Raw genomic sequence first — 21,606 nt, 5'->3', positions numbered from 1 at the left:
AGGTGGGATCATGTTCTACAGCTCCATATTCTGGCTGGCCTTCAACTTTGGCATACACATAGTTATGGTAAACCTGGTCATAGGTCTTGCCGTCCTGATACCGCTCCTTAAGTACCTTGGCATGAAACGCGGCGATCAGCTCACTGTAAGCATGGCAAGAAGGCTCATGAAGTACTATGCAGCCACATATGGCATAGCTGGCGTCTTCGGGACAGCATTTACCGTGTTCCTCTTCTCCTATTACCCGTTCGCCACCTTAGTGATAGGAACCGTGGCCATAGTTCCGTTTGCCATAGCCATAGCCATGGTAGCGCTGAACTTCTTCTCGCTCATAACATACTGGTACGGCTGGGACAGGTGGTCGCCAAGGACTCACAACTTAATAGGCTTCCTAATGGCTGCGTCTGCGGTCCTCATACCGTTCGGCTTCAGAGGGGTATTTGCGTTCCTTAACGAGCCAGTGGGCCTTTACTTCACTCAGTCGGGGCCCTCGCTCAACGTTGCTGAGGCCTACTCCAACCCGACGTTCTGGCCGCTTTACCTCTCAAGCGTAGTGGGCGCGCTGACGGCAACTATGATAGCAATAATGGCTGGCTTTGCTATAGCTTATTTGAGGCACCCGGACAGCGAGAAAGCCTATTTTGAGGCCGCGCTGAGAAAGTTCTTTATACCCTCGCTGGTAGGCCTCCTGCTGATGGTTCCACTCATGTTTGCCTACCTTATGTCGCTCACCGGCGTTCCCTACAAGTTCAACAACATAATGGTAGGATTTGGAGTTACTATCGGAGGCGACGCAGCTTATAACTTCACCTGGATATTTGCTTTGCACCTAGCCCTGGCCGCCCTACAGTTCATAGCCCTTCTGTACATAGCCTATGCCGCGTTCAGAGGCAACCTGCTCTCCAGGCATGTGGCCTTCTGGTCCGTCATTGGAGGGGCGGCAGCCTTAGGAACCATAGAGGCCGGCGAGATGCTCAACGCGTTCTCTCAGTTCCCAAGATTTATAGCGTCGCTTAACGCCACGCAGGCCGCGTCCTTCCCGAAGCCGTGGGACGCGCTCATAGCGACCTACAATAACCTTACTAATTATAACACTCTAGCCGCAGCGTCGTTTGGCCAGTTCTTCACGAGCTTTATGATGGCCATAATGATAGTGGTTATAATAGTGTTCATTTATATAGTCTTCTTTAAGGGTTCTTCTAAATAACATTAATCAATTAGCCGCGACTAAAAGCAACTCGGCTTTTTTCCGCTGGCTATTTTATGGCAGTGGACTAAGGCAGACGTAAAACTGCTTTCGAATATCCGATACAAGGAGTCGGTGAGCGCAATGGAAGAGGCCAAGAGAATATTGATGATATCTATAACAGCTGCCGCTTTAGCTTCCGTGCTTAACACAGCAGGAGGAGTGGTCTTTCACAGCCGGCTGCTTGTTATCAATGGACTCACCTGCATAGCCAACCTAGTGGTAATCATATCTAATACCTACTTTTACAGGAAAGAGCTTGAGCCCGAGGACTTAGATCACCCGTTTGGTCACGCCGGTTACTCGCTGAGCGCCTCGGTGCTAACACTTCTCGTGTACGCCTTCATACTTGGGCTTGGAGTTGACGAGGTGCTTAACCCCTCCAGTTACTCAGTGGCGGGCATGGCCTGGCTAGTGCCGCTAGTAGTGGCCGGACTCTACACGGCCAGCGTTATAACAATAAGAAGGCTTGGCGAGCAGTTCGTAACGTACTCTAATGTGACTACCAGTGAGATAGCTGAGAGCCTTGTTGCTTTAGCTGTCCTGCCGCTGGCCCATTACATGTCATTTGAAATAGACAGGCTCGGGGCTGCGGCTATGCTAATTTACTTGGCCTATCAGGTAATAGCCAACTCAAAAACTATACTTTACAAGGTTACCGGGCCAGCGCCTCCTAGGAGCGTATCTGAAGGACTTACTAAGGACATAAGCTCCATGGGAGTTAAGGTCAAGGATCTTAAGCTCAGGAGCGTCGGGGACAACTACGTAGCTGGCTATGTGATAATAGAGACCCCTCCCACGGAAAGCGTGGAGGCAGCACATGAACTTGCTGATAAGATAGAGACTATGGCCCTGGAAAAATATAACGTCAAACTGGTGGTCCACATTGAGCCTGAGCGGGCCTAAACTTTTAAAGGGACCTTTCCTCAGTCAGCGCGGGTGCGGCTATGCCTAAGGAAATGACTTGCGCGTTCTGCGGTAGGCCCATAGAGCCAGGCACAGGTAAAATGTATGTCGGTGAAAGAGGGGAAATACTCTGGTATTGCAGCAGCAAGTGCTTTAAGAGTGCCATTAAACTAAAGCGTAACCCGAGAAAGCTCAAGTGGGCCAGGCCCTGGATCCTTAAGTCACTAGCCTAAGATCCTCATCAGCAAGGCTAACGCTACTCTCCTGCTTATGAACTTAAAACGTGGGCCGGGTTGTTGCTTGATAATGTAAAATACAACCTAATTATATCATAGTTATGCCATGTCGCTGAATAATAGCAAGGGGTCTTTAACTAAAGCGATATCTAGAGGAAGTTACCAATAGATACTTAAAAATGTGTGCCTACCGAACTGCTGGGGTATAGAGAATGGCTATGGCCGCGCCTCCGTCTGCTTACGATCGTGCAATCACCATATTTTCCCCCGACGGAGAGCTTTATCAGGTAAGATATGCCTTTGAGGCTGTTAGGAAAGGCTGGACGAGCCTAGGCGTGCTAACGGACAGCGGTGTAGTTTTAGCTGCCGAGAAGAGAAAGATAACGCCGCTCCTGGACCTTGATGGTATAGAGAAGATCTACAAGGTTGATGACCACATAGGCGTAACCTTTGCCGGCATGGGCAGTGATGGAAGGGTCCTGATAGACTATGCCAGGCTTGTAGCGGTCAGACACAGGTTGACGTATGGAGAGGCGCCGAGCACCGAGTATGTAGTTAAGTCCGTGGCCGACCTAAAGCAGCTTTACACACAACATGGCGGCGTTAGGCCCTTCGGCGTTGCGTTAGTATTTGGCGGCGTGGACTCCGACGGAACTCCGAGGCTTTTTAGGACGGAACCGGGAGGTCAGTACTTCAGTTACTACGCTATAGCTATCGGCCTTGGAGGTGACGCCGCTAACAGCTACCTGGAGAAGAACTACAAGAAGGACCTCAGCCTTGACGATGCCATAAAACTGGCTATCATAGCGCTGTTCAAGGGAAGGGTTGCCTCCTCCGACGAGAAGAAGGAGGACTTAGCGAACGCCTTTGACGAATATGTAGAAGTAGCTTATATTGATACTAAGGAGAGGACTTTTAACAAGGTAGGTCGCGACGTTATCAAGGAAATAGTGAAGTCCAGCAAGGGCGAGATGTTATCCTCATAAGCATAACATGGACGCTCTGTTGCCATAGGTTCTTGCTTAAGCCTTTTATAGCTATTAAAGCTTCTTGCACTTATGGATCGAAAGCTGCTGGGGCGAGATTTTGCCTAAAAAGCAGGACTATGTAATTGCCTGGATTGATATAAAGGGGCAGCACTTTGAGATCCTGGTAAAGCCCGACGAGGCCTTTAAGTTCAAGGAAGGGGAAAAGGTATCTATATCAGACGTGCTCTGGTCCGACACTGTCTACAAGGATGTTAGAAAGGGGTTGAAGGCCAGTCCAGAGGCCATAAAGAAGGCCTTCGGTACGGATGATATCAACTCTATTGCTGAGCGCATACTCAAGGAAGGGCAAATTCAAATAACTGAGGAGGAGAGGAGGAAGATCATTGAGATGAAGAGGAGGCAGATAATAACATATATCGCTAGGAACGCCGTTGACCCTAAGAGCGGCTCCCCAATACCTGAGCAGAGGATAGAGAACCTCTTTGAGGAGTTAAGGATAGGGGTGGACCCCTTCAGGCCTGTAGAGCAGCAGGCTCTGGAGGCCATTAAGAAAATGGCCACGGCCATTCCCATAAAGATTGCAAGGGCCTTAGTTGAGGTTACTATACCCCCTGAGTTTGCCGGAAGAGCTATAAGCGAGGTTAAGAGGCTAGGTGACGTGAAGAAAACCACGTGGCTTGATGACGGCAGCCTTAAGGTGGAGCTTGAGATACCAGCGGGCATGCAGCTTGAAGTTATAGATAAGATCCAGGGCCTCACGAGAGGGCAGGCGCAGATTAACGTGAAGGTGAGCTCACCGTGAGCCAAGAGGAGAAGGTTAAAAAGGTGCTAGTGCTGCCGGGGGATAAGGTAGAGGGAATCAAGCAGGTCCAGAACATTTACCTCTTTGATTATAACGGAGAGAGGAGAGCCGCGGTCGTTGGACTGTTAAATATAAAGGATGAGGGCGCTTCCTTCGTGCCGCTAAAGGGCTTTTACTTCCCCAATGAGGGCGATATAGTAATTGGCCTAGTAACTTCCCACGCTGCCGCCAACTGGTTCCTCGACATAAACTCGCCTTACCAGGCCACGCTCAGCATTCAGGACTTCTTCGGGGTCAAGCAGGGAGGCCAAGTTCCCGACGATCCGTTTACATACCTCAAAATAGGTGACTACGTTAAGGCAAGAATAGTTGCCTTTGACAGGGTGAGGAGCCCTGCCCTTACGGTTCAGGACAAGGGCTTGGGGAGGATTACAGAGGGTACCGTAGTTACCGTGAGACCAGTTAAGGTGCCAAGGATAATAGGCAAGAAAGGCTCGATGATAGAGACTATAAAGAGCGCCAGCGGCTGCGATGTCTTTGTAGCGGTGAACGGAAGAGTACATATAACTTGCCAGAACGAGGTTCTTCAGGAAATAGTGGCTGAGGCCATAAAGATGATTGAAACTCAGTCCCACACGACAGGTCTCACGGCCAGGGTGAAGCAGTTTATAGAGGAAGAGAGAAGGGTTAGGGGGGTCTGAGAGGATGCACGTAAGGCCAGCTAAGTTCTTCGACGAAAGCGGCAGAAGGCTTGACGGAAGACTGCCCGACGAGATGAGACCCGTAGATATGAAAGTCGGCGTCTTAAGTAACGCCGACGGATCAGCCATAGTTTCCTATGGTAAAACTAAAGTCTTAGCGGCCGTTTACGGCCCCAGGGAGCCTTTACAGAAGTACACAGTATTGCCTGACAGGGCGTCATTGTTCGTCAGATATCACATGGCCCCATTCTCTACAGAGGAGCGCAAGAGCCCTGTGCCAACCAGAAGAGAAGTGGAGATCTCCAAGGTCCTAAGGGAGGCTTTAGAGCCCGTCGTAATAACGGAACTCTTCCCACGGACTGTAATAGAGGTCTATGTAGAAGTGCTCCAATCCGACGGGGGCACCAGGACTGCCAGCGCAACCGCTGCCTCGTTGGCCCTAGCCGACGCCGGCATACCTATGAGAGCCCTCGTGGCAGGGGTCGCTATCGGCAAGGTAGACAACGTTGTAGTGCTAGATCTTAATGAACCAGAGGACAACTTTGGTGAGGCTGACATGCCTGTAGTGGCTGCACCTGACCTGGGCCTGATAACGTTGTTCCAGCTTAACGGCGTTATGACTGTGGAGGAGACGCAAAAGGGCCTTGATATGGCGCTTAAAGCTATAAGCGAGCTAGTTGAAAAGGAAAAGCAGACCCTAAGGAGCTCCATAGAGGAGGTCGATGTGGAGTGAGCTACACGCCATACAGGGTACCTATAGTGTCAAAGATCAGGAGTAAGAGTCTAATTAGCCTTTACAAGAAGGGCGTGAGGAGCGACCAGCGCGATTTTGCTACGCCTAGGAACCTCTCAATACAGGTAGGCGTAATAGATAAGGCTGACGGCTCGGCGTGGGTCAAACTTGGCAACACGCAGGTGCTCGTCGGCGTCAAATTAGAAGTGGGAACCCCATATAGGGACACGCCAAATGAGGGAGTCCTTCAAGTTAACTCCGAGCTGACCCCAGTGGCCTCGCCTACGTTTGAGCCAGGACCTCCTGATGAAAACGCTGTCGAGCTGTCAAGGGTCATAGATAGAAGCTTAAGAGATCCCAAGGCGATAGACCTGAGTTCCCTTGTGATAAGGCCCGGTGAGAAGGCCTGGGTCCTTTGGATAGACGTCTACGTTCTCGACTATGATGGCAACTACTTTGACGCTAGCATGTTAGGAGTTATGGCTGCACTAATGAACACTAAGGTTCCTGAGTACGAGGAAACAGAGTCAGGGGAGATAATAATAAACAGGGAGAAAGAGACCCCGCTTAAGCTAAATAGGCGTGTCGCGCTAGTCACGAGCGTGAAGGTGGGCGACTACATACTAATAGATCCCAACCTCGATGAAGAGCTGCTTGCAGACAGCAGAATGGTCATAGCATTTGATGAGCAGGGAACTATAGTAGGCATGCAGAAGAGCGGCATGGGAGGTTACACCAGGGACGAGCTGCTCAAGGTCATCGATATTTCAAGAAACGCCTCACAAGTTTACTTTAAATTGCTAGACCAGGCGCTTCAGAGCGGCGGCAGCCAAGGGTGAGGCCCTGTGGTCTATAGTCACACCAAGTCAGTGGGGATAACGGGAAGATATGGTGCTAGATATGGCTCCACGCTGAGGAAGAGGGTCAAAGCGGTTCTTGAGAAGAGGTACGCGGACCACACGTGCCCGTTCTGTGGAAGTGTAGGCACCGTCAAGAGAATTTCGACAGGGGTGTGGAAGTGCACCAAGTGTGGCAGAGTGTGGGCAGGAGGGGCTTATGTGCCGCGCACTGAGGTAGCCACCTACCTGCCTCCATACTACTCAACGTCAGGGATGTGAGGTTTTTGAGCGAGAGGCCCCTAAGGCTCGTAAGGAGACTGTCAGGGAGGGCCTCTGAATTTACAACACTGCTCACTAGCAGCAGAAGGCCTAGCAGGAGGACCCGCACCCTCATAAAGGATCTGGAGTCCGCCATATATGGAGTAGTTAGGTTTACAAGGGGTCATGAGTCCTTAAGAGACCTCAACAGCATAGCCATCGCCAATGGATTCAAACGCGTTGTTATAATAAATGAGTGGAGGGGCAACCCGGGCCTGATGGTGATATATTCCCCTTCTGAGGAGAACCTTGTTGAGATTGGAAGACTAAAGATAGTTGGGGTTAAGCTGAGGAGGGAGCTGGGCCGGAGGGACGCTGGGCAGTGCAGAGAGGTGGTAAGTTCAAGTAAAGACGAGACCACTATCTACATAACAAAGCTGCTGGCTGATGCCTTTCAGCTCAGGGCTGCTGAAAGGCCTGATGCTGACTACCTAGAAGTTTCCTTAGATGGGGATCAAGTAGCCATAGCGCCGCGGAAGCGTAAAACTAACGCCATCTTTGGGCCCCTGTTAAGGGTGGTGGTCCCAAACGGGCCTCGCAAAGGCAGAGCTTGAGCTCTGCGGGGAACTTAATGACGTAACTGCAATATATAGGGCCTTAGTTGCAGAGGCCTCTCAGCCGGGCACTCCAAGAAAGGGCAGCATCAACGTAGAAGTTAAGGATAACTGCCTTAAAATATCTGTGACCTCTGATGATTTGGGCGACTTGAGGGCTATTGTAAACTCATACCTTTATCTAGTCCATGCCTCCTACTCTGTTGTAAGAGGCTTATCGCTGGACAGGCATGAGGAACCTTAGGCGTCTAAAGGCTAATGTTAAGTGATTAGCCTGTCAAGGCCTCTAAAACCTCGAGCCACCACTTTACTTCATCGATTGAGAGGGGCCTTCTTCTATCGCCCTCCTCTACATAAGCTTCTATTGGCGCCACTTCGTTATCTTGGCTCAGTTTAAATAATATGATCATGCGACGGGACTCCGCGGGCTGCGCCTCAGTATCGGAGGCTGCCTCACCAATGCTTGGGGTGGTTGCTATAAGCTCTACGGCGCCCTCCATTAAGTTAACCTTATACATAGGATTTCCTGAAACGAACTGCAAAAGCTTATCTAGCTTCATCTCTCAGGCCTGCCTTTCTATGTGGAAAAGCTAAGACTAAAATCTCCATATATAGGGCTCTTGAGAAGATGCTAACTAGTCGAACCTTAGCAAATAGTTATCCCGAGTTTCATGATTTCCCTTATATCAAAGCGAGCCGCTGGGGATGCTGTCAGCTTAAAAACCCAAACCTGCAGCAAGTGAGTAGGAGGCTGCAGGCTATGGCCTATGGACTATACCACTACATAGCTGAAGCGTGGAAGAGGCCCTATGATGGCGATCACGGTAAACTGATGAAGGAGAGACTAGTAGAGTGGAGGGATGAGCCTACAATAGTCCGCGTTGATAAACCCCTGAGGCTCGATAGGGCCCGTGCCATAGGATATAAGGCAAAGCAGGGCTTCGTTGTAGTCAGAGTAAGGGTCAGAAAGGGAGGACAGAGGAAGGTAAGGCCTGACTCAGGCAGAAGGCCGAAGAGAATGGGGGTAGAGGGCTATACCTTAGCTAAGAGCCTACAGCAAGTCGCGGAGGAGAAGGCGCAGAGAGCTTACCCCAACCTAGTGGTCCTTGGAAGCTACTACCTGGCCGAGGACGGCCAACATAAGTGGTATGAGGTAATAATGGTAGACCCCAACGCGCCTACCATAAAGTCTGACCCCCAGCTTAAGTGGGTTGCCGTCAGTGCCAGTGCTAGGGGAAGGCCCTTCAGAGGACTTACAGCAGCTGGGAAGAAGGCCAGAGGCCTGCTGAGCAGCAGAGGGCTTAAGGGAACCCATATACAGAAGTGGAAGGAGAAAGCTAGGGAGAGGGCCAGAAAGGCTAGGCATGAGGCTAGCAGGGGGGCAAGGCTAATAGTGCCCCACACTAAGAGCGATAACAAGTAAGCCAAAGAAATATTAAACTTCCGAACTAAGCCCTGTCGTAATTTAACTCTTAGAACGCGGTGAAGTTAATTGCGCGTTAGGTTGTTAGAAGCCAGGGTTTACGTCCATGCTACTGAGAGCGAGGAAAAAGTTGTTCAGGCACTACATAACTTGATAGGTTCCTCTAACATAGTTGTAGAGGAGCTCAGAGGATACTTTGGCAATCCTATAACAGTAGTCTCGACCTCGAAGGAGAAGGAGGAAGCGGAAGAGGCCTTTAACAAGATGATCTCAATGCTGACGGAGCCCGACAGGAGGTTCCTGCTATCATCACTAGAGGAGAGGGTAGACAAGGAGGGCTCGCTGCACCTGAGATTCGATAAACAGAAGGCCTACTTAGGCAAGGTAGTGCTTTCCGACTCCGATGACGTAATAAAGGTTAGGGTTAGATTTTTCAGAGAATCGAGGGAGCAGCTGATTGAGGAGCTCAGGAGTGAAATAGAGGGCCTAAAGAAGTGACGCATAGCATATTTGCGGATCTTTCCGTCAGGTTAGCTAGGGAGCCAAAGGAACTTGTAGAGAGAGCCTCTAACCTTGGCTTCAAAGTTATTGGGGTCGAAGAGCGTGCAGAATATAGTCATGGCAGTTTAGAGGACCTCTTTAAGGTAACAATGGTGAGGAGGGTGACCTTTGAGGTTGATAGCAACACCGACCTTGACAGCTTGCTGAGAAAAGTTGACAGTAAAACCTTAGTGTCTGTGGTTCCGCTAGACTTTCGCACGTACAGGGAGGCAGCTAAGAATGAGAGGGTTGACATGATAAGATTTGCGCCAGGGACCCCAGTTCGCCCTGATAAAGAAACGCTTAACTTACTGCTTCAGAGGGGCGGCGGCGCCGTTGAGATACCGCTCAGACCGTTAATTAGCAATGAAAGATGGCTGAACTTCCTCTACGAAGTCCTGATAAGATGCTATAGAGTTGGACTAAGGTCTGTAGTCGTCAGCGACGCTGAAAACCCTTATGAGCTCTGGCACCCCCTTGAGATTATTGGCCTACTCTCAAGCCTTGGAATTCCTAGGGAGTACGCGATTTCTTCACTCACTAGCTCCCCCGGCTTCGTCCTCTCCCGCAGAGGACTCAGGCTCGAGGGGGTTCCCGCTCAGGGAACGGGAGGCAAACAGTAAGCAGCTTTGTATGTTCCTGTTCGACACCAACTCAGGACATTTAGCTATGACGAACTTTGCCTTACCTGATAGGTAGTCCTCAAGGCCTGCCGGCTCCTCTAGTTGGCCGTTGTTAAGCAGCACACAGCTAGGCCCAGCGTACCTGAAGAGCTGAGGGTGAACCTTCATGAGCTCGGACCACGTTAGCCAGGCTACATGCCTTATCTCCCACTGAGCATGGGTGCACATCCTGAGGGGCAGGAATGAGGCCACAAGCTCCCTCCCATTCATTGTGAACGTTAGCTTAGTCCTCACAGCCATGGGGATGACAAACCTTGAGTCCTCCTTCGGGGCGCCCGTTGAAAGCAGCCTATAGTAGGTGGAGGTCGCCAGCAGCAGACCTCTCGCGTAAGCCTCAAGCCTCTTCTCATCGTTCAGCGAGGGAGGTATGACGTAGGCCGCTGAGGCCAGCCTTGCCATCTCCTCTAGGGACAGCCCCTCCGCCGCCCGCCTGAGGGACTCTGAGTAGCAGGCGTAGGCTTCCCTTGCCCTCTCGCCCTTGGGCCTCTGGGGACATTCAAGGCCAAGCTTTGAGGCTGCCGTCAAGGCCATCTCCCTTAGTGAGGCCTCGGTGTACCTCATGCTCTGCTGCGTAAAGCTCGCTATCCTGTGCCTCACAAGCTGATGAGAGCAGACCCTGGAGCAGCCCTCAACTATGAACGTGTAGCTTGAGTGCTCCCAGGGGCTCAGGTGGCCCCTCTTTAGAGTCTCCCTTATCCAGGTCTCGACCTCGCCCTCGTCTATCTTCAGGAGTTCAGAGGAACCCTTCCTTGACGTGCTCATCTTTGAGGCCGCGGCAACTATCCTAGGCGCGTCAGGGGTGTACTGAACCAGCGTCACTGTTATGCCAAGGCTTATTTGTAGGGCTTCCAAAGCGCCCCAAATAACTCGTTGAGCGGCTACAGTTTTAAGCCAACAGGCTTCTTGACATGTTTGCTCCTGAAGTTGTTTTAAAAGTCCTTAAAGGCTCTTTTACATAAGCTTAGTCCGACGTAGGGTCTACACTACTTAAGGCGGGGCTTTTCATAGATTCGACGGTGAGAGGGCATCTCCGTGTTCGCTGAAGCCGCTAAGAGATGCGAAGAGTCGCCGGCGGAATGCCCTCAAATAGCTGAGGGCGTTCTCAGGACCATGTGTCCAAATGTAAACGTGTGCAGCGCTGCTGCTGTCAAGAGTAGGGGCGGCTTTTCATGGATAGAAAGTATACTGAGCACTGGAGTTCCAGACGGGAGGCATAGGCTCATACTTTACGTTCTTTCAAGATATTTAGCCAATGTAAAAGGCCTAAACGAGGCAGATGCTGTGAACGAGATAAGAGGTTTCCTTGAGAGAAGCTGCAAAAATTTTGGCAACTGCAGCAAGGTGTACGATTCCTGGATTAGGAATGTTGTAAGTAAAGTTAAGTCCGGAGGCTGGAAACCGTGGAGCCTCGAAAAGTTAAAGGAAAAGGACCCAGACCTCTACAATACAGTACTTAAACTGACCAGCGAGAGCGGCAAAGGGCAGGTCGACACCCTAACTACTACTAGGTCGTAGATTTTGCGCTGTCAAATGAAGGGGCTACACTATCGTAGGTTGCTTTAGCCTTTCTGGCATCATGTCCCTACAGCAACGATTATATCAAGGGTCGTCCTTACAACCCTAGGCCTACAATCCTTTTAAACCCAAAACGAAGGATCTCTGTACGGGTAGCCGGGTCGTCTAGCGGCCAAGGATGCGGGGCTCTGGACGCGCTGGCCGCTAGATTGCGGAGGCCGGGAGAGCCCCCGTGACCGGGGTTCGAATCCCCGCCCGGCTACCACATCGTTGCTCATATGACTCTTTGATTAACCTTTTAACCATGAAACCTTCTGCTAGAGAAGTGAAGAGGGAGAGCTTTGACTTTCAACGTAGCCAAGATGCAGGTGTTTGGTAACAGTAACGTAGGAGTGTACATATTCGCCAATGACAAGATAGCCCTCGTACCCCCAGACATGGAACAGAAGGATAAACAGCTAATAGAGGATATACTTGGTGTTGACGTTTATGAAGTGACAATTATGGGGACCAGGCTGATAGGAGTTCTTGTTGCTGGCAATAATAACGGTCTCCTAGTGCCGAGCACTATAACTGAGGGGGAGCTCCAAACGCTCAAGGAAGCCTTAGGGAGCTCCATGAACATAGGTGTCGTCCCTTCGTCTAGCAATGCGATAGGTAACTTAGTGGCGGCCAATAGTCATGGAGCGCTGGTGTACCCTGGCCTTGATAACAGCGCGACTAAGCTTATCTCGGATGTACTTGGCGTGGAGGTGGCGAAGAGAGCTATATCAGGCATAAGCACCGTTGGCGCGGTCGTAGCTGTGACTGATATAGGAGGGCTCTCTCACCCTGACACCGGCGACGACGAGCTCGAGTTCCTGAAGGATTTATTTAAGGTGCCGTTCAAGACAGGCACTATAAACTTTGGGGTGTCTTTTATTAAGACAGGCCTAGTTGTTAACAATAGAGGGGCAATAGTAGGTGCCAACACCAGTGGCCCTGAGATAGCAAGGATACAGATGGTCTTCTCAGGACTTTAACCAAAATCCCGGACATCAGAGATTATTCAGCCCCTGTCTGGAAAAGGTTTATCTAAGTTTTACCGACTCTTCTCCTTGAGTTCGATCTTGCCTGGCCTTAGCTTCTTATTGGCCATCTCAACTAGGGCCTTCACGTTCCCTTCCTCGTCCTTGATAACCTTTACTAATATCTTGACCCTTCTTGGTGGCCTTTGTATGCCCCGGCTCCAAATGTAATTATTAACATCATCGAGTATCTTTACCGACTCCGGCGAGACCTTGGCGTGTCTGGCCACCAGAGACCTCAATAGGTCCACTGCTCTCTTGGCCCTGTTTGATCTGCGGCCATAGTAGACTTTGCTTAGATTGAAAGTATATACGAAGGCCTCTCCAGGCTCCATGGCCATTCACCTCACACCTTCAGCTTTGATACCCTCCAGTGTCTTCTTCTAGGATTCAATGTAAACTTCCTTAAAGTTTTTACTATTACCCACGCAGGCACCGGCTGGTTGCTCTTGAATGCCTTGGCCAGGCGCAACTTCCTGGCGAGAGGCTTGTGCCTTGACATGTAACCTCCCTCACTTCCACTTGAACTTTATCTCGTATTCCCTGCGAGACCTGCTATCTAGCTGTATTAAAATGTTTTTCACGGTATCATCGTTTACCGGAGGTACGAGCCTTCCTGCCTGCACTAGTGATATTATAGTCTGAATGGCGGCATCTGCGAGCTCGGGCTTCACAAGCTTGAGGTTGTTTATCCTGTTTAAAGCTTCAGGATCAAGTATAGCCCTTAAGATTGCCATCAGCTCTGCCTCGCGTTTGGCCGCCTCCTCCTGCTGCCTCCTCTGGGCCTCCGCCTGTCTCCTCAGCTCCTCAAGCCTCCTCCTCTTGATCTCCTCAAGCTCCTCATCATACTCGTCTGAGTCGTCGTAGTCTCCGTACCCGCTCACTGCCGATCCCAAAGAACTTTGGCCCAGAGGCCTAATAAAACATCTTAAGGGTGCAAGTGACACAGCTCAAGGGAGCAGCGTTGAGGGCCTTCATAGCAGTTGACATAGACAGGCCAGAGCTAGTTAACAAGCTTAAGGAGCTAGAGCTGGAGCTGGAGTCAACAAGGGTCAGGATGAAGCTCGTGGAGCCGGAGAACTTTCACGTAACCCTTAGGTTCCTCGGGGAAATACCTGACTCTGCAGTAAGCGACATAAGGTCTGGTGTGCTGCCTAAGCTGAGGTTTAAGCCTTTTACTTTGAAGCTCTCTGGAGTAGGCGCCTTCCCCTCGCCAAGCTCCGCGAGGGTAATCTGGGTCGGCATAGTTCAGGGCTTCGATGAGCTCAAGTCAATAAGGGATCAGCTGGATAAACTACTTAGAGATACTGGCATTAAATATGAGAGTGACGAGGAGTTCACACCACATATAACTATAGCAAGATTCAAGGAACGCTCTAATCCAGAGGTCGCCAAGTTTATACTAGAACACTCCTCATACGAGGTTGGCGAGATGGTAGTTAACGCAGTTAGACTTAAGAAGAGCATTTTGACACCAAGAGGTCCCATCTACGAGACCATAGCGGAGGCCCGCGTTGGATGAGCCTTAATGATCATCGGCGGCTTGAGGAGGAGGTCCTGGAGAGGCTAAGGCCCACGCCACTCCAGTTAAGGACCCTCTCTAAGTTCTATGAAGTGATTAAGTCACGCCTGCAGGCCAAGCTTAGCGAGAGAGGTCTTGGCTTTATTATAGAGCCCGAAGGCAGTTTCGCAAAGGGTACGCTGCTTGCAGACCACTGGGAGCTGGACATTTTTGTTCTACTTAAAGGCGTCAGCGACGAGTGGATAAAGAGCAAAGGAAGGGAGCTGCTCGAGGGCTCCCTGAAGGGCCTTCCAACCATAGTAAAGTATAGCGAGCACCCCTACGTTACCGTGTCCTTGATGGGAATTGAGGCAGACGTCGTGCCAGCAGTTTACAGAGAGAAGCCTACGGGAAACCTGATGGGGGTCAGCAGAACCCCATTTCATACTAGGTACGTGGCCTCCAAACTTGACAAGGGTAGCGCCGATGAAGTGAGACTGCTCAAGTCCTTCTTCAAGGGCGTGGGAGTCTACGGGGCTGAGGCGCACATAGGTGGCTTCTCAGGCTACCTCACGGAGCTTCTGATAATAACCTATGGCAGCTTTGAGGGAGCCCTTCAGGCCATCTCTAAGTGGAAACCTCCTGTCTATGTGGACCCTGAGAATGTTGGCGATAAGAACCTGCTTTCTAGGCGATACCCTGACTCGCCGTTAATAGTTGTAGACCCTGTTGACCCCACAAGGAATGCCGCCGCCGCGGTAACCCTAGAGAAGCTCTCAACTGCAGTGGCCGCAGCCAAGCTTTACCTTAAGAGGCCTCGGAAGGAGTTCTTCCATATCTTCACCAAATACGCTAGCATAAAGTATGGTATCCCAGTGGCCATAGTGATCTGCGAGGGCGACTATGCAAACTACCCCCCGGGCGATGTGTGGGGAAGGCTTGCAAGGGCGTCAAGATCTATAGCTACCTTGCTGACCAAGTATGGGTTTAAGTTGATTAAGCACTCATTTTACACCGACGAGCAGTCTAAGGCCGCGGCGGGTTTCCTAGTTAACACGCTACGGCTAAACAATTTAGAGGTCGTAGAAGGTCCCGAGCCTTACATCAACGTAGACTATTTGGAGGACTTCATAGCCAGCAGAATTAATGATGGTATCTGGATAGGCGAAGGGAGGTTAATGAGCGTAAAAAGGCTTAGCCGTCCGGACATAGAGTTTTTCCTGAACCTCGCTATCAGGCAGGCGCCCCTTCCCGAGGGCACCAGGAACTGTAAAGTTATGGTATCTGATGACGCAAGGAACGTCGAGCTGGCTGACTGGGGGCTTAAGGAATGGATTCGCAGGGAACTGGCGTCAATGCCTGCATGGTTAGTGCCCCCCTCTGCTCCTTAGCGGCGAGGCTCCTGCTCTGCTATCCTAAAGCAACTGCAGGCTGTGACGTAAGCAGGCTCATATCCGAGGCTTCCTCGCTTGGAGTTGACAGGATATGCCTAGAAGGCCCCACAAGGCTTGACTTTATCCTAAAGGGACTTAGGGTATTAGGTAAAGGCCATGCTGGTATAGTGGTGAAAGTTTTAGCGGATGGCGCCCTAAGAGCGCTTAAGATCAAAAGGACCGACAGCAAGAGGGCAAGTCTGTCTGACGAGGCCAGAAAACTTATTCTGGGCTCCCGCTATGGAGCAACTCCTATGGTCTATGGGTACACCGACAACATGATACTAATGGATTACGTAGGTTCGACGTCATTAAAGCAGGTGATAGACCTGTACTTCACACACCTGTACAATACGGATGACTTGGCTACCGCTGTCAGAGGAGCCCTAAGGGCTGCGAGAGCGCTAGATTTGGCTGGCCTGCTTCACGCAGAGCTAAACAGGCCCCTGAGTAACGTAATGTATCCTGATCCGTTGAATTTAAATAGTGCCTTAATAGTAGACCTTGAATCTACCTCCTATGGCTGTGGTAACGTAAACAAGGTAGCAAGCTTCTTTCTCATAAGGTTCCACGGCGGCGTTTCTAAACGTATACGTGAGTTGCTCAGAACTTATGAGGCTGGCTGTAGCTTTCGGGAGTATGCTGAAGTAGAGGGTTCCATCATAAAATTAGTACTAAACAACATAAAAAGTAGGAGTTTACAATAAACCCTTTCAAAACTCACTCGTCATCTATATCAACAGTACTGTCTGCAGGATGCTGTGCGGAAAGCAGGCCGCTTGGCAAGGAGCTCCTCAGCAGAAGCCTATATTTATCTTCTATGTATAGATTTCCAAACTCTTCCATTGAGTGGAACCTGATACTTACAGGCCTTAGCGACAGCCTAGCTCCGCACATGGGGCACGTCATGCCGTCGAAGCCGCTAAGGGCCTTCTTAGGAAGCGGTGGTCCATTAAATTTGTTTCTATCGCTCTTATCTCCTATAGCGTATTTGTAAAGGATTGCGCCGCACTTATGGCACCTTATAATTATTCTACCGACCCCTTCTCTGGCGCTCTCCATAAGGCCTCCACCAGGCTTCCTAAGTAATACCTACCCTGAAGTTACATTAATAGAAATCGAGGTCTCTCAGCAACGGCTTTTTCCAAAGGATCGTGATAGAGCATGTGGCTAGTAAGTTGAAAGTTGTTAAATGCTATTACATAAAACACCTCTGAAATAATATTATGACAAGGTATACTTTTACACAGCTTCTATGAAATCTTAAGAAGTTGAAATCCCGTGTTGTTAGTATAGCAATATTCATTCCAATTTCAGTAAATGTTTTAAAGGTAATGCGTTATCATAAGTTCTATTATCTGCTGAGAGCTTGCACCTCAGGTCAGGCAAAGGACCTGGTTAACAGTTTTAAACCCATAGAGCTTCAGTGTGAAGTATGGTGGGGCCGTCGTCTAGCCTGGTAGGATGCCAGCCTGGGGAGCGGATCCCCATGCCAGGCCCGCCTAGATCGCTGGTGGTCCGGGGTTCAAATCCCCGCGGCCCCACCACTCTCTTCAAAGACGCTATAAGCGATCTTATTGACACGAAAGTTGGTTCTACAATTAATATTGGGCTATGAGGTTAAATGAAGCCACCCGGTAAGATCTGTACCTCAACATTAAGAGTTTCAATAAGAGTACGTCACTGCAAAACCTTTGTCAGCCCAGCCTGAAGCGCTCAACACTTTTAAACCTAACAACCTGAAAGTCGCTGGGAGGCTATATGGAGAGGCCCAAAGTTAAGATTGATGATAAGGAGATAGAGCTTACTGACGAAGTAATAAAATTGCTTAGAAAATACGTTAAGACGAATATGACGCTGGAGCAGCTGGCCAGTGAGCTGTCATTAAACAGTTGGGAGGAGGCCTACGAGCTCGTTAAAAACGTCCCTTCATGGCTTCTGAGAAACTACACCGGCTAGCCGATGGTTTTACTGCAGTCCCTGAACTTTAACTAAAAATTACTGCCTAGCCTAAGCTTGAACCATGATGCTTGAGGGGATAAGTCTAAGCAATCTGGTCTGTACCTCACGTGATATAATGACATTTGTCACTACAACCGCGGCACCTCTATTTGGTATCCCATAAATTATAAGACTGTTGGCAGGCGCGCAGGAAAGCGCTGCGAGTGTAAGCATGTCCTCCTCACCGTTTACTTTAATAGCCGTTCTGCCATTGTAACTGTTTATAGCGTCACATAAGGTCTCCATAGCTTCAACGCTGAGGCCGCCTGGAGGATTGCTTACTTCAATTAAGCCAAAGCCCACGCCCCTGAGCAGATCCTCCTTGACAAATCTGCTCTCAGTGCGCTGGGTCTTGCCATCAAAGACTATCACATCGGGGAGCCTGGCGCTTTCCATACAGTAGGCTGACACCACATCACCAAGGCATATCACTTTAACCCAGTCTTGCATCTCTATAATACGCCTAAGCTGTCCACTCACGAGAACTCCTCTTGGGCTAGAGAAGTCGATCCTTGCAGGAGCTGGTATGACATAACTTATTAACGCATCAGCGGTTCTCCTACTTGAACACATAGGAGCCTGACACCTTGAGCGCAAACATGCCCTTCTTTGCGAACTTTAGTCTCGCAGCAAGCTCTGAATTATCTAATACCACCACTACCCCGTCCCAGTCGTCAACGAAGGTCGTCCCACCACATACAGGGCATACGTTTGAGTCCCTGGGAACCAACGCGCCGCAGTTTTTGCATGCTTTGTAAGGCATTCTCTTTGTTGGCGCTCTAACAGGCACTTTTGCTCTCCTTGTTAGGTAAGGTTATAGCAGCTGCTTAAAAGGCTAGTTACCTTCAAAAATACCTTATAAATCCTCCTGTCAAGTCTGCTCACCACATATTATCATGTATTGCTATTATTTTATGTTTAGGGTTACCCATACCGTAGCATCTCACAAGTAGACACTTATATAATTTCACGCAAAGAGCAACCAAAAAGCGCCGAGGTGAATGCACGTGCCCAAGGATATAGAGTTCGAAGACGAGGAGGGAGAGGAAGAGACCGAGGAGCCTGAGGAAAGCGAAGAGGAGGAAGGGTGGGACGAAGAATACGTAGGCGACGAGGAGGGAGAGGAAGAGGAGGACTGGGGAGAGGAGGAAGAGGGCGGCGAAGAGAGCGAGGAGGGAGAGGAAGAGGAGGAAGAGGAGTTCTAAGATCATATATCTCAAGTTTTTCGGAAGCGCCAGCCTTTTAAACATAACAGGCGTAAAGTTTAACGAGAGTTAGAGAGCCTATGGAGGGCGGCAGGGAAAGCAGCTCTAAGGATACTGCAGGACCCTTGCATGACACCAGCACCTCGCAGCAGGAGTATACACAGATGGTAAATGGTGACAGTAACCTCAAGTTCCTCCTGTTTAAGGTGCTGAGCGCGCTTAAGCACTTCTATTCCTTTAAGGAACTCGAAGGCAGACTCGGAGTCTCAGCGCAAATACTTTGGCGCTACGTCTCGCTCAGGAGCGTCCCAGAGAGGGTGACGGCAGAGAAGCTACTCCAAAAGATAGAGAGGGAGGGGCTCATAGATGAAGCCATAAAGAAGTCCCTGCAAGACAGCGATGAACCGTGGCAGATACTCAGCAACCCTGGTATAATGACGTTGGCTGAGCTTAAGGCCATGGAACTGTTCAAGGGCGAAAAGGTAAGCGCTATAGTGACAGGCAAGGACGGGTACTCAACAGCCTTTGGGGCCATGCTCTCTGACGCGTTTCACTGCAGGTTATGTGCCCCTTCAAGCACCCCATATTCACGCCATATAATAGTTAAAAACTATAAGGTTGCGCAAGATTACTATGACTCGCTGATCTTCCCCAAGGAGTGCGTCCCACGTAAAGGCAGGGTAGTCATAGTTCTCGTAGATGGAAATAAGCTTTACCAGCTCTCATCGCTCATAGATGTTGTCAGGGTTAGGCAGGCCTCTCTAGCCGGGGTCGTTGTAGTAATGGGGTCTGAGAGCAAGCTCAAAGAGTTCTTAAAGAACAAGCTTGGCATCGAAGTAAAAGTTGTTTCGCTCATGGAATTTTGCGACCGTAATCCTCAAGAGTGCAGAAAAGTCTCGCCAAGCGAAACTATAACGGAGTTCTAAGTTATTGTGTCAAGACTAAAGATCCTGAAGTGGCGCAAAACCTAAGCCAACACTTTATGACTTATTGTTAATGAGCGCGCTGTGCAGTTCTAGTTATTATAATTTAAATCCTTTAAAAGCCATAAAATATTGGGGACAGCTTGTGTTATCTGGCACAAAGAAGAGTTCCTCATTAGGCAAGATAGGTGAACTCAAGATAATGAACGTTATTGATTTAGGCCGTTCCTCCAAGATTTCAGTAAACCCCCAGACGAAGCTCTCAGAAGTAAGAAGGATCGTACGGGAAGAAGCCGTTAGGAGCGTTGCCGTCGTTAATAATGACGGCAGATTGCTTGGCGTCATAACTAGGGGCGCCATACTCACTGTGGCGTCCTCTAAAACCGAGGCCGTGGCTGGTTCTCTGGCCGAGCAACCCTTAGTTACTTTAAGGCCTGATCAGTCCGTTAAGGAGGCAGTGTCCCTTATGATAAAGGCTGATGAGTGGGCATCCCCAATCGTTGGCCTTGATGGCCGCTTCCTTGGCTTCTTTACATTTGATGACCTGGTCTCGCTGGCAGCCAACTATTGTAAGGACGACCTTAAGGATCTTGCGGTTGAGAATTATATGACTAAGGGACCTGTTGCCGCGGAGGAGGACGAGTTCATTTCTAAGATATGGAATAAGATGCGGGAGCTTAGGTATGCAGGCCTCCCAGTGGTTGATTCCAACGGAAGGCTCGTAGGTATGATAACTCAGTACGACCTAATTAGCAAAGGTTACAGCAGGATACACCTTGAGAGCGAGGCCGGAGCCTCACGGGGGCCTCGCGTTAAAGAGGTTATGACGCGGGGACCCGTTTATCTGTTCCCTTGGTCCACGGTCTACGAAGTCGTGAGCCTGATGTCAAGGCGCGGCTATGGAAGGATCCCTGTAGTTAACTCCAGTAAGGAACTTAAACTAGTAGGCATCATTGATAGAGAAGACATAGCCAGGCTAGTGACGAGGTGAGATAAAAGTGAACAGGCAGAGCAATCTCAGACTATCGAGGAGCGCCAAGGTAGTGTCCACAGTGGGAGTTCGTAGGTGGGAAGGCACTAAATATCTTAGAGCAGACTCCGAGCCTAACTGGAGCCAGAGGGTCAAGGAGAAGGAGGGCGACATTGTTTCGATAGCGTCAAAACCAGCCATATCTATAACCTTCACTAGCACAATACTAGAAGCCCTGGAGCTTATGTATTCGAAGAGGGTAAGGGGGCTGGTGGTCGTTGATTCAAGTAATAAGCTGAGAGGCACCATTATGGCAACTGACATCGTGAACTACCTGGGAGGAGGAAAGCTTTACTCTATAGTAGAGCAACGCCATAAGAGGGACGTATTTAGCGCGTTGAGGTCCGAGAGCGTTGAAAGCCTTATGAACCCGACCCCCCTTTATGCTACTACCTCGTCAAGGCTCTCAGAGGTCCTTAGGATAATGGTACTCAATGGCATAGGCCTCGTACCCATAATTTTAAGCGATGGCACGCCTTACGGAGTAGTTACAGAACATGACCTAGTAAGATACCTTATAAACAAGGACGTCAATGTTAAAGTAAAGGACGTCATGACAACCAGTCTAGTTGCGGCCTTTGAAACTGACTCTCTTAAGAGGGCTGCGCAACTGATGTCTTTATATGGATTCAGGAGAATACCCGTGCTCTCTGCAGACGGCTCCTACCTAGTTGGCGTTGTAAGCGCTATGGACTTTATCTCATACTTTGGATCCCATGAGGCTTTTGAGAAGCTATCCAGCTATGACATAGAAGACGTGCTCTCCACCAGGATTTCAGAGATTATGAGCAAAGACGTCGCCACTATTAACGAAGACGCTGACATCGCAGAGGCGGCTTCTCTGATGAATGCCCGTAACACCAACAGCCTCATAGTTATAGATCAGAATAACGAAGTTAAGGGTATAGTTACTGAGAGGGATGTACTTATCTCGATTGCCTTGAGGTGAGGTATGTGGCCC

At 49.8% G+C, this 21,606-nt stretch carries 31 protein-coding genes, 2 tRNA genes and 1 pseudogene; 26 read left to right on the top strand and 8 right to left on the bottom strand.

Annotated features, from left to right (window positions below; genetic code table 11):
- Nucleotides 1-10: 10 nt before the first annotated feature.
- The 11 genes and pseudogenes from ACP5H1_RS00885 to ACP5H1_RS00835 all read left to right on the top strand — a co-directional run.
- Complete coding sequence (locus ACP5H1_RS00885) at nucleotides 11-1,207, top strand: cytochrome ubiquinol oxidase subunit I (protein WP_427970696.1); 1,197 nt, start codon at nucleotides 11-13, stop codon at nucleotides 1,205-1,207.
- A 123-nt stretch (nucleotides 1,208-1,330) separates the two neighbouring features.
- Entirely contained in the window at nucleotides 1,331-2,152 is an 822-nt protein-coding gene (locus ACP5H1_RS00880) for a cation diffusion facilitator family transporter (RefSeq protein ID WP_427970758.1), read from the top strand.
- Between the two features lie 41 nt (nucleotides 2,153-2,193).
- Nucleotides 2,194-2,385: a 50S ribosomal protein L24e gene (locus ACP5H1_RS00875; protein WP_427970694.1), complete on the top strand. Its 192-nt coding sequence runs from the start codon at nucleotides 2,194-2,196 to the stop codon at nucleotides 2,383-2,385.
- 215 nt (nucleotides 2,386-2,600) lie between these two features.
- Entirely contained in the window at nucleotides 2,601-3,374 is a 774-nt protein-coding gene (gene psmA / locus ACP5H1_RS00870) for an archaeal proteasome endopeptidase complex subunit alpha (protein WP_427970692.1), read from the top strand.
- Nucleotides 3,375-3,474: 100 nt separating this feature from the next.
- Nucleotides 3,475-4,179, top strand: coding sequence for a ribosome assembly factor SBDS (locus ACP5H1_RS00865; RefSeq protein WP_427970690.1), 705 nt, complete (start codon nucleotides 3,475-3,477; stop codon nucleotides 4,177-4,179).
- Nucleotides 4,176-4,880 (top strand): exosome complex RNA-binding protein Rrp4, encoded by a 705-nt coding sequence (gene rrp4 / locus ACP5H1_RS00860; RefSeq protein ID WP_427970688.1) that lies wholly within the window; start codon nucleotides 4,176-4,178, stop codon nucleotides 4,878-4,880. Before ACP5H1_RS00865 ends, rrp4 begins: the two co-directional genes overlap by 4 nt.
- A gap of 4 nt (nucleotides 4,881-4,884) precedes the next feature.
- On the top strand, nucleotides 4,885-5,613 hold the full coding sequence (rrp41, locus tag ACP5H1_RS00855) for an exosome complex exonuclease Rrp41 (protein ID WP_427970686.1): 729 nt from the start codon (nucleotides 4,885-4,887) through the stop codon (nucleotides 5,611-5,613).
- Complete coding sequence (gene rrp42 / locus ACP5H1_RS00850; protein WP_427970684.1) at nucleotides 5,610-6,452, top strand: exosome complex protein Rrp42; 843 nt, start codon at nucleotides 5,610-5,612, stop codon at nucleotides 6,450-6,452. Before rrp41 ends, rrp42 begins: the two co-directional genes overlap by 4 nt.
- 6 nt (nucleotides 6,453-6,458) lie before the next feature.
- Nucleotides 6,459-6,731 (top strand): 50S ribosomal protein L37ae, encoded by a 273-nt coding sequence (locus ACP5H1_RS00845; RefSeq protein ID WP_427970682.1) that lies wholly within the window; start codon nucleotides 6,459-6,461, stop codon nucleotides 6,729-6,731.
- Between the two features lie 5 nt (nucleotides 6,732-6,736).
- Nucleotides 6,737-7,324 (top strand): hypothetical protein, encoded by a 588-nt coding sequence (locus ACP5H1_RS00840; RefSeq protein WP_427970680.1) that lies wholly within the window; start codon nucleotides 6,737-6,739, stop codon nucleotides 7,322-7,324.
- Between the two features lie 22 nt (nucleotides 7,325-7,346).
- Nucleotides 7,347-7,568 (top strand): annotated as a pseudogene (locus ACP5H1_RS00835) (KEOPS complex subunit Pcc1); the annotation flags it as partial.
- A 25-nt stretch (nucleotides 7,569-7,593) separates the two neighbouring features.
- Here ACP5H1_RS00835 and ACP5H1_RS00830 read toward each other — a convergent pair.
- Nucleotides 7,594-7,884 (bottom strand): hypothetical protein, encoded by a 291-nt coding sequence (locus tag ACP5H1_RS00830; protein ID WP_427970678.1) that lies wholly within the window; start codon nucleotides 7,882-7,884, stop codon nucleotides 7,594-7,596.
- Nucleotides 7,885-8,084: 200 nt separating this feature from the next.
- Between ACP5H1_RS00830 and ACP5H1_RS00825 the strand changes: the two genes are divergently transcribed.
- From ACP5H1_RS00825 to ACP5H1_RS00815, 3 genes are all read left to right on the top strand, one after another.
- Nucleotides 8,085-8,747 (top strand): 50S ribosomal protein L15e, encoded by a 663-nt coding sequence (locus ACP5H1_RS00825; RefSeq protein WP_427970756.1) that lies wholly within the window; start codon nucleotides 8,085-8,087, stop codon nucleotides 8,745-8,747.
- Nucleotides 8,748-8,816: 69 nt separating this feature from the next.
- Nucleotides 8,817-9,245 (top strand): RNA-binding domain-containing protein, encoded by a 429-nt coding sequence (locus ACP5H1_RS00820; protein WP_427970676.1) that lies wholly within the window; start codon nucleotides 8,817-8,819, stop codon nucleotides 9,243-9,245.
- Nucleotides 9,242-9,910: an RNase P subunit p30 family protein gene (locus ACP5H1_RS00815; RefSeq protein ID WP_427970674.1), complete on the top strand. Its 669-nt coding sequence runs from the start codon at nucleotides 9,242-9,244 to the stop codon at nucleotides 9,908-9,910. The genes ACP5H1_RS00820 and ACP5H1_RS00815 overlap by 4 nt, the downstream gene beginning before the upstream one ends.
- On the opposite strand, the gene thyX is transcribed toward ACP5H1_RS00815, so the two are convergent.
- Nucleotides 9,821-10,822, bottom strand: a complete 1,002-nt coding sequence (gene thyX, locus ACP5H1_RS00810) for an FAD-dependent thymidylate synthase (protein ID WP_427970672.1) — start codon at nucleotides 10,820-10,822, stop codon at nucleotides 9,821-9,823. The two genes, ACP5H1_RS00815 and thyX, sit on opposite strands and share 90 nt — an antisense overlap.
- Before the next feature lie 180 nt (nucleotides 10,823-11,002).
- On the opposite strand from thyX, the gene priX reads away from it, so the two are divergent.
- The 3 genes from priX (at nucleotide 11,003) to ACP5H1_RS00795 (ending at nucleotide 12,507) form a co-directional block, all read left to right on the top strand.
- On the top strand, nucleotides 11,003-11,485 hold the full coding sequence (priX, locus tag ACP5H1_RS00805) for a DNA primase noncatalytic subunit PriX (protein ID WP_427970670.1): 483 nt from the start codon (nucleotides 11,003-11,005) through the stop codon (nucleotides 11,483-11,485).
- A gap of 154 nt (nucleotides 11,486-11,639) precedes the next feature.
- Nucleotides 11,640-11,750, top strand: a tRNA-Gln gene (locus tag ACP5H1_RS00800).
- A gap of 76 nt (nucleotides 11,751-11,826) precedes the next feature.
- Entirely contained in the window at nucleotides 11,827-12,507 is a 681-nt protein-coding gene (locus ACP5H1_RS00795) for a translation initiation factor IF-6 (protein ID WP_427970668.1), read from the top strand.
- A 59-nt stretch (nucleotides 12,508-12,566) separates the two neighbouring features.
- On the opposite strand, the gene ACP5H1_RS00790 is transcribed toward ACP5H1_RS00795, so the two are convergent.
- From ACP5H1_RS00790 to ACP5H1_RS00780, 3 genes are read right to left on the bottom strand one after another with little or no spacing between them, the layout of a single operon-like run.
- Nucleotides 12,567-12,887: a 50S ribosomal protein L31e gene (locus ACP5H1_RS00790; protein ID WP_427970666.1), complete on the bottom strand. Its 321-nt coding sequence runs from the start codon at nucleotides 12,885-12,887 to the stop codon at nucleotides 12,567-12,569.
- A gap of 11 nt (nucleotides 12,888-12,898) precedes the next feature.
- Complete coding sequence (locus tag ACP5H1_RS00785) at nucleotides 12,899-13,054, bottom strand: 50S ribosomal protein L39e (protein ID WP_013267044.1); 156 nt, start codon at nucleotides 13,052-13,054, stop codon at nucleotides 12,899-12,901.
- A 10-nt stretch (nucleotides 13,055-13,064) separates the two neighbouring features.
- Entirely contained in the window at nucleotides 13,065-13,436 is a 372-nt protein-coding gene (locus ACP5H1_RS00780; RefSeq protein WP_427970663.1) for a DNA-binding protein, read from the bottom strand.
- Between the two features lie 56 nt (nucleotides 13,437-13,492).
- On the opposite strand from ACP5H1_RS00780, the gene thpR reads away from it, so the two are divergent.
- The 3 genes from thpR to ACP5H1_RS00765 are packed head-to-tail and all read left to right on the top strand — an operon-like array spanning nucleotide 13,493 to nucleotide 16,193.
- Nucleotides 13,493-14,074 carry an RNA 2',3'-cyclic phosphodiesterase gene (gene thpR / locus ACP5H1_RS00775; RefSeq protein WP_427970661.1) on the top strand — a complete coding sequence of 194 codons (582 nt, stop codon included), beginning with the start codon at nucleotides 13,493-13,495 and terminating at the stop codon, nucleotides 14,072-14,074.
- Nucleotides 14,071-15,444 (top strand): CCA tRNA nucleotidyltransferase, encoded by a 1,374-nt coding sequence (gene cca, locus ACP5H1_RS00770; RefSeq protein ID WP_427970659.1) that lies wholly within the window; start codon nucleotides 14,071-14,073, stop codon nucleotides 15,442-15,444. Before thpR ends, cca begins: the two co-directional genes overlap by 4 nt.
- A complete protein-coding gene (locus ACP5H1_RS00765) occupies nucleotides 15,384-16,193 on the top strand; it encodes a hypothetical protein (RefSeq protein WP_427970657.1) in 810 nt (269 codons plus the stop codon). Before cca ends, ACP5H1_RS00765 begins: the two co-directional genes overlap by 61 nt.
- A 13-nt stretch (nucleotides 16,194-16,206) precedes the next feature.
- On the opposite strand, the gene ACP5H1_RS00760 is transcribed toward ACP5H1_RS00765, so the two are convergent.
- Nucleotides 16,207-16,548, bottom strand: coding sequence for a hypothetical protein (locus ACP5H1_RS00760; protein ID WP_427970656.1), 342 nt, complete (start codon nucleotides 16,546-16,548; stop codon nucleotides 16,207-16,209).
- Between the two features lie 378 nt (nucleotides 16,549-16,926).
- Here ACP5H1_RS00760 and ACP5H1_RS00755 point away from each other — a divergent pair.
- Nucleotides 16,927-17,033 (top strand) — tRNA-Pro (locus tag ACP5H1_RS00755).
- Nucleotides 17,034-17,247: 214 nt separating this feature from the next.
- Nucleotides 17,248-17,445, top strand: coding sequence for a hypothetical protein (locus tag ACP5H1_RS00750; protein ID WP_427970654.1), 198 nt, complete (start codon nucleotides 17,248-17,250; stop codon nucleotides 17,443-17,445).
- A gap of 51 nt (nucleotides 17,446-17,496) precedes the next feature.
- Here the strand turns inward: ACP5H1_RS00750 and ACP5H1_RS00745 are convergent, their stop codons facing one another.
- A complete protein-coding gene (locus ACP5H1_RS00745) occupies nucleotides 17,497-18,060 on the bottom strand; it encodes a GTP-dependent dephospho-CoA kinase family protein (RefSeq protein WP_427970652.1) in 564 nt (187 codons plus the stop codon).
- Nucleotides 18,047-18,250 carry a transcription elongation factor subunit Spt4 gene (spt4, locus tag ACP5H1_RS00740; protein ID WP_427970650.1) on the bottom strand — a complete coding sequence of 68 codons (204 nt, stop codon included), beginning with the start codon at nucleotides 18,248-18,250 and terminating at the stop codon, nucleotides 18,047-18,049. The genes ACP5H1_RS00745 and spt4 overlap by 14 nt, the downstream gene beginning before the upstream one ends.
- Nucleotides 18,251-18,494: 244 nt before the next feature.
- Between spt4 and ACP5H1_RS00735 the strand changes: the two genes are divergently transcribed.
- From ACP5H1_RS00735 to ACP5H1_RS00720, 4 genes are all read left to right on the top strand, one after another.
- Complete coding sequence (locus ACP5H1_RS00735; RefSeq protein WP_427970648.1) at nucleotides 18,495-18,692, top strand: hypothetical protein; 198 nt, start codon at nucleotides 18,495-18,497, stop codon at nucleotides 18,690-18,692.
- A gap of 80 nt (nucleotides 18,693-18,772) precedes the next feature.
- Nucleotides 18,773-19,618, top strand: coding sequence for a hypothetical protein (locus tag ACP5H1_RS00730; RefSeq protein ID WP_427970646.1), 846 nt, complete (start codon nucleotides 18,773-18,775; stop codon nucleotides 19,616-19,618).
- A gap of 142 nt (nucleotides 19,619-19,760) precedes the next feature.
- Nucleotides 19,761-20,606, top strand: coding sequence for a CBS domain-containing protein (locus ACP5H1_RS00725; RefSeq protein ID WP_427970644.1), 846 nt, complete (start codon nucleotides 19,761-19,763; stop codon nucleotides 20,604-20,606).
- A 7-nt stretch (nucleotides 20,607-20,613) separates the two neighbouring features.
- Nucleotides 20,614-21,594 carry a CBS domain-containing protein gene (locus tag ACP5H1_RS00720; protein ID WP_427970642.1) on the top strand — a complete coding sequence of 327 codons (981 nt, stop codon included), beginning with the start codon at nucleotides 20,614-20,616 and terminating at the stop codon, nucleotides 21,592-21,594.
- Nucleotides 21,595-21,606: the final 12 nt, after the last annotated feature.

Origin of the sequence: Acidilobus sp., assembly GCF_049973875.1 — an archaeon.
Lineage (GTDB): Archaea > Thermoproteota > Thermoprotei_A > Sulfolobales > Acidilobaceae > Acidilobus.
Note: the sequence above shows the minus strand (reverse complement) of the source record. Positions and strands in the feature narration are given on the sequence as shown.

What these genes read in the sequence shown, in the direction of transcription:
- ACP5H1_RS00885 (WP_427970696.1), top strand. Translation starts at nt 11, where the DNA reads ATGTTCTACAGCTCCATATTCTGGCTGGCCTTCAACTTTGGCATACAC.
- ACP5H1_RS00880 (WP_427970758.1), top strand. Translation starts at nt 1,331, where the DNA reads ATGGAAGAGGCCAAGAGAATATTGATGATATCTATAACAGCTGCCGCT.
- ACP5H1_RS00875 (WP_427970694.1), top strand. Translation starts at nt 2,194, where the DNA reads ATGCCTAAGGAAATGACTTGCGCGTTCTGCGGTAGGCCCATAGAGCCA.
- psmA (WP_427970692.1), top strand. Translation starts at nt 2,601, where the DNA reads ATGGCTATGGCCGCGCCTCCGTCTGCTTACGATCGTGCAATCACCATA.
- rrp41 (WP_427970686.1), top strand. Translation starts at nt 4,885, where the DNA reads ATGCACGTAAGGCCAGCTAAGTTCTTCGACGAAAGCGGCAGAAGGCTT.
- ACP5H1_RS00830 (WP_427970678.1), bottom strand. Translation starts at nt 7,884, where the DNA reads ATGAAGCTAGATAAGCTTTTGCAGTTCGTTTCAGGAAATCCTATGTAT.
- ACP5H1_RS00825 (WP_427970756.1), top strand. Translation starts at nt 8,085, where the DNA reads ATGGCCTATGGACTATACCACTACATAGCTGAAGCGTGGAAGAGGCCC.
- ACP5H1_RS00790 (WP_427970666.1), bottom strand. Translation starts at nt 12,887, where the DNA reads ATGGAGCCTGGAGAGGCCTTCGTATATACTTTCAATCTAAGCAAAGTC.
- ACP5H1_RS00785 (WP_013267044.1), bottom strand. Translation starts at nt 13,054, where the DNA reads ATGTCAAGGCACAAGCCTCTCGCCAGGAAGTTGCGCCTGGCCAAGGCA.
- cca (WP_427970659.1), top strand. Translation starts at nt 14,071, where the DNA reads ATGAGCCTTAATGATCATCGGCGGCTTGAGGAGGAGGTCCTGGAGAGG.
- ACP5H1_RS00765 (WP_427970657.1), top strand. Translation starts at nt 15,384, where the DNA reads ATGGATTCGCAGGGAACTGGCGTCAATGCCTGCATGGTTAGTGCCCCC.
- ACP5H1_RS00760 (WP_427970656.1), bottom strand. Translation starts at nt 16,548, where the DNA reads ATGGAGAGCGCCAGAGAAGGGGTCGGTAGAATAATTATAAGGTGCCAT.
- ACP5H1_RS00750 (WP_427970654.1), top strand. Translation starts at nt 17,248, where the DNA reads ATGGAGAGGCCCAAAGTTAAGATTGATGATAAGGAGATAGAGCTTACT.
- ACP5H1_RS00745 (WP_427970652.1), bottom strand. Translation starts at nt 18,060, where the DNA reads ATGTGTTCAAGTAGGAGAACCGCTGATGCGTTAATAAGTTATGTCATA.
- spt4 (WP_427970650.1), bottom strand. Translation starts at nt 18,250, where the DNA reads ATGCCTTACAAAGCATGCAAAAACTGCGGCGCGTTGGTTCCCAGGGAC.
- ACP5H1_RS00730 (WP_427970646.1), top strand. Translation starts at nt 18,773, where the DNA reads ATGGAGGGCGGCAGGGAAAGCAGCTCTAAGGATACTGCAGGACCCTTG.